5 protein-coding genes are annotated in these 4,951 nt (G+C 70.1%); 2 read left to right on the forward strand and 3 right to left on the reverse strand.

The features are described 5' to 3' along the window. Both AB0H32_RS46825 and AB0H32_RS46830 read right to left on the reverse strand, forming a co-directional pair. On the reverse strand, window positions 1-510 hold a 510-nt coding region (locus tag AB0H32_RS46825; RefSeq protein ID WP_361135384.1), incomplete at its 3' end, for a TetR family transcriptional regulator. Window positions 511-536: 26 nt separating this feature from the next. Further along, complete coding sequence (locus tag AB0H32_RS46830) at window positions 537-1,547, reverse strand: aldo/keto reductase (RefSeq protein WP_361135387.1); 1,011 nt, start codon at window positions 1,545-1,547, stop codon at window positions 537-539. Between the two features lie 202 nt (window positions 1,548-1,749). Here AB0H32_RS46830 and AB0H32_RS46835 point away from each other — a divergent pair, with 202 nt between their 5' ends. Then, complete coding sequence (locus tag AB0H32_RS46835; protein WP_361135390.1) at window positions 1,750-2,802, forward strand: chitinase; 1,053 nt, start codon at window positions 1,750-1,752, stop codon at window positions 2,800-2,802. A 63-nt stretch (window positions 2,803-2,865) separates the two neighbouring features. On the opposite strand, the gene AB0H32_RS46840 is transcribed toward AB0H32_RS46835, so the two are convergent. Then, window positions 2,866-3,477 (reverse strand): LysE family translocator, encoded by a 612-nt coding sequence (locus AB0H32_RS46840; RefSeq protein ID WP_361135393.1) that lies wholly within the window; start codon window positions 3,475-3,477, stop codon window positions 2,866-2,868. Window positions 3,478-3,717: 240 nt separating this feature from the next. On the opposite strand from AB0H32_RS46840, the gene AB0H32_RS46845 reads away from it, so the two are divergent. Then, a complete protein-coding gene (locus AB0H32_RS46845) occupies window positions 3,718-4,830 on the forward strand; it encodes an endonuclease/exonuclease/phosphatase family protein (protein WP_361135396.1) in 1,113 nt (370 codons plus the stop codon). The last annotated feature ends 121 nt before the right edge of the window (window positions 4,831-4,951 follow it).

The following is a 4,951-nucleotide window of genomic DNA, read 5'->3' on the forward strand; positions in this document are numbered from 1 at the left end:
CGGTTCTGGGGGGGTTGCGGCGGGGGGGGGGGGTGCTCCCGGGCGCGGGGCCGGGGCGGCGGGGGCGGCCCCGGTCCGGCCCCCCCCCCCGGCTCCCGCCCCGATGATCCGGGTCAGCTGCGCGATCAGGTCGGCGAGGTGCTCGCCGACCGCCGTGACGTTCTCGTCGGTCAGCACCGTGTACGTGGCGAACAGCTCGGGGTCGTCGCCGGCCTTGTGCCGCTTGGCCTCGAACAGCGCCGCGAGCCAGACCCGCAGCAGCTGCTCGGGAGTGCCGTCCCCGGCGACGATGACGGCCAGTTTCTCCGACGTCCGGTCCAGCCACCGCTTGGTCACGGCCTCGCGCAGCGCCGCCTTGGTGCGGAAGTGCCGGTACACACTGCCGTGGCTGACGCCGAGCGCGCGCGCCACGTCGACCACGGTGGCCTTGGCCGGGCCGTGGCGGCGCAGCACCTCCTCGGTCGCTTCGAGGATGCGCTCGGCGGTCAGGGTCTCGGTGGGCGGTGCCATGCCCTAGACCGTACCCGGCGTCATGGTCAGCGCTCGCTGTCGAGGTGTGCCATGGCTGCGGTCGGGTAGCGGTCGCCGGCCGCCGCGTCCGCCGGCACGGCCTGCTCGATCGCCGCCAGATCGGCCTCGTCCAGGGTCACGTCCTGGGCGCCCAGCGATTCGGTCAGCCGCTCGCGGGTGCGGGCGCCGATGAGCGGCACGATGTCCTCGCCGCGGGAGAGCACCCAGGCGATGGCGGTCTGCGCGACGGTGACGCCCTTCTCCTCGGCGATCTTGCGGAGCGCGTCGACGAGGTCGAGGTTGCGCTGGAGGTTGTCGCCCTGGAAGCGGGGCGAGTAGGCGCGGAAGTCGTTCGCGGCGAGCTGCCGGTCGCGGGCGAAGTGCCCGGAGATCAGGCCGCGCGAGAGGACGCCGTACGCGGTGACGGAGATGCCCAGCTCGCGGGTGGTCGGCAGGATCGACCGCTCGATGCCGCGGGAGATGAGCGAGTACTCGATCTGGAGGTCCGCGACGGGCGCGGTGGCCGCGGCCCGGCGGATGGTCTCGGCGCCGACCTCGCTGAGGCCGACGTGCCGGACGTACCCCTTCTCGATCAGCTCGGCGATCGCGCCGACGGTCTCCTCGATCGGCACGTCCGGGTCGAGGCGGGCGATCCGGTAGACGTCGATGTGGTCGACGCCGAGGCGCTGCAGGGAGTAGGCGGCGAAGTTCTTCACGGCGGCGGGGCGGCCGTCGTAGCCGCTCCAGCCGCCGTCCGGGTCGCGCAGGGCGCCGAACTTCACGCTGACCAGAGCCTGTTCGCGCCGGGCGGCGGGCGCGGTGCGCAGGGCCTCGCCGATCAGCATCTCGTTGTGGCCCATGGCGTAGAAGTCGCCGGTGTCCAGCAGGGTCACGCCCGCCTCCAGGGCGGCGTGGACGGTCGCGATGGACTCGGCGCGGTCGGCGTCGCCGTACAGGGCGGACATGCCCATGCAGCCGAGGCCGAGCGCGGAGACCTGGGGGCCGTTGGTTCCGAGGGTTCGGGTTCGCATCGTCATGTCCTTCACCCTGCCATGACAGATGACAGATTTCAATATCTGTCAGTCCATACTTGTCACCCGTGATCACCCCCTTTTGGGAACCCGTCGGCCACGGCTTGGTCCAGACTTATTGACGAAAGGTCTGGACCACATGCACTGTCATGGGCAACGCACTGTCATGCCTACGACACCTCACCGACCCCCCACCGGGAGGCTCCGCATGCTCCGCCGTACGCTGCGCCTGCTCACCGCCGCACTCACCACGGCCGTCCTCGCCCCGCTCGCGATCGCCACCGCCCCCACCGCCTCCGCCGCCGACACCTGCGCCCTGAAGTCACGGCCGGCCGGCAAAGTGCTCCAGGGCTACTGGGAGAACTGGGACGGCTCCGCCAACGGCGTCCACCCGCCGTTCGGCTGGACCCCGATCAGCGACTCCCGCATCCGCGCACACGGCTACAACGTGATCAACGCGGCCTTCCCGGTCATCCGCTCGGACGGCACGGCCCTGTGGGAGGACGGCATGGACAGCGGGGTGAAGGTGGCCACGCCCGCCGAGATGTGCGCCGCCAAGGCGTCCGGCCAGACGATCCTGCTCTCCATCGGCGGCGCGGCGGCAGGCATCGACCTGAACTCCTCCGCCGTGGCCGACCGGTTCGTCGCGACCGTCGTCCCGATCCTGAAGAAGTACAACTTCGACGGCATCGACATCGACATCGAGACCGGCCTGACGGGCAGCGGAAACATCAACCAGCCGTCCACGTCCCAGGCCAACCTGATCCGCATCATCGACGGCATCCTGGCCCGGATGCCGTCCGGCTTCGGCCTGACCATGGCCCCGGAGACCGCGTACGTCACCGGCGGCAGCATCACCTACGGCTCGATCTGGGGCGCGTACCTGCCCGTCATCAAGAGGTACGCGGACAACGGCCGGCTCTGGTGGCTGAACATGCAGTACTACAACGGCAGCATGTACGGCTGCTCGGGCGACTCCTACTCGGCGGGCACGGTGGCGGGCTTCACCGCACAGACCGACTGCCTGGACAAGGGCCTGGTGGTGCAGGGCACGACGATCCGGGTGCCGTACGACAAGCAGGTGCCGGGCCTGCCCGCGCAGCCGGGCGCGGGCGGCGGCTACATGGCGCCCGGCCTGGTCTCCCAGGCCTGGAAGCACTACGGCAGCTCGCTCAAGGGCCTGATGACCTGGTCGATCAACTGGGACGGCTCGAAGAACTGGACCTTCGGCGACAACGTCAAGTCCCTGCAGGGCCGTTGAGCCGCATCGGACGGCGGCGCCCTCCCCGGCCACCCCGACCCGGGGCCGGGGCCGGGCCCGGTTTCAGCGGGCCGTGAAGGCGAGCTTGGCGCCGAGCGCGAGGAAGGAACCCGCGAAGGTCCGCCGCAGCCAGGCCATCGCCCTGGGCCGGGAGGTGACATGGCTGCGCACGCGGGCGGCGAGGATGCCGTACAGGGCGAAGACGACGAAGGTCAGCAGCATGAAGACGCCGCTCAGCGCGAGCATGCGCGGCAGGGCGTGCGGCCGTCCGGGGTCGACGAACTGGGGCAGGAACGCGAGGAAGAAGATCGTCAGCTTCGGGTTGAGGATGTTGATCAGCACGCCCCGGACGATCAGCCGGAGCGCGTTCGCCGCGGCCGGGTCCTGCTCGACCACGATCGCCTCCTTGTCCCGCACCGTGGCCCACGCCATGTAGAGCAGATAGGCGACCCCGGCGTACTTCACGACCTGGAAGGCCGCCGCGCTGGCGTTCAGCAGCGCGGCCAGCCCGGTGACGGTGGCCAGGACGTGCGGGACGATCCCGAGCGTGCACGCGAAGGCGGCGACGACGCTCGCGCGGCGGCCGTGGGAGAGCGCGGCGGCAAGGGTGTAGACGACGCCGGTGCCGGGAGTGATGACGACGATCAGGGTGGTCAGGAGGAAAGCGAGACTCATGAGGCCACCCTCGTGACCCGGGCGGTGACCCGACAGAGCCAATCCCGGTCCGTCATGGAGGACCAATCACCGGCGGGAACCGGCGCGGACCGGCGGGTTGTGGCGGGAACCGGCGGGTCGACCGCCTCCGTTGGACACGCTTCCGGGACGCCCGGAGAATGGAAATTGTCGGCGAGCAGTCACTGAGGCGGCGCCTGCCGCCGGCCGTGCGGTGCTCTCGCGCCGCCGAGGAGGCACGCCATGAGCATCCGCATCGCCACCTTCAACATGGAGAACCTCTTCCGCCGGCCCACGGCCTTCCGCCTCTCGGATCCGGCGAAGCGGGAGGAAGTCCTCAAGGACTTCGACACGTTGGTCACGCTCCTCGACCTGCCGGCGTACACGGACGACGACAAGAAGGAGATCGTCCGGCTCATCAAGGCGTACAAGGCGTACGACATCGACCCGAAGAACCCGCCGCCGATCCTCATCAACCAGTCCCGCCCGGGCAAGCGCTCCGGGCTGTTCGAGACGTCCGGGCCGGCGAACAACCCCCACATCGAGATCATTGCCGGCGGCCGTGCCTCGTGGGCCGGCTGGGCCGAACTCGGGCAGGACGACCTCGACATGAGCACGGTGCGCAACACCGGCCGGGTGGTCTCGGAGGTCGACGCCGACATCCTGCTGACCGTGGAGGTCGAGGACCGGCTCACCCTGGAGCGCTTCAACACGCAGGTTCTGGCAGGGGCGCTGGGCAGGCGGCCGTACCCGTACAGCCTGCTGATCGACGGCAACGATCCCCGGGGCATCGACATCGGGATCTTCAGCCGTCACCCGATCACGTCCGTCAGGTCCCACATCTTCGACACCAACCCGGAACGTCCCGCCGACCGGCTGTTCAGCCGTGACTGCCCCGAGTTCGAGATCCAGCTCGACGGATCGCCGCTGGTGATCCTCGGCAACCACCTCAAGAGCAAGTTCCAGGACGACCCGGAGCTGCGGCTGGCCCAGGCGAAGCGCGTCGCGGAGATCTACCGGGAGGCCGCGGAGCGCACCCCGCACGTCATGGTCGCCGGAGATCTCAACGACGACCCGGAGAGCGAAGCGGTCGCGGAGCTGCTGGACGCCGGTCTGCGCGATGCGATGAGTCACCGCTCCTACCACGGGGACCCCGGCACGCACGGGAAGTGCGCCTCACCCCGGGACAAGATCGACTACCTGCTGCTTCCGCCGCCGCTGTGGCACGAGGTGCAGCACGTGGGCCTGGAGACCCGCGGAATCTTCGCGGACGGCATCAAGTCCTTCGACACGGTGACCTCGAAACTCAACGAGGCCTCCGACCACGCGGCGCTCTACGTGGACCTGGACCTGTAACCAGAACGCCCACCCTCCGGCCGACCGAGTCGGGCGGGAAGGTGGGCGAGAGGGCCGGGGTAGGGGCAGCAGACCAGGGGATGCCGGTGCGACCGGCTTCGGTCTGAGGGTCTGTTGCCGT

It is taken from the genome of Streptomyces sp. NPDC020362, from assembly GCF_040642095.1.
Lineage (GTDB): Bacteria > Actinomycetota > Actinomycetes > Streptomycetales > Streptomycetaceae > Streptomyces.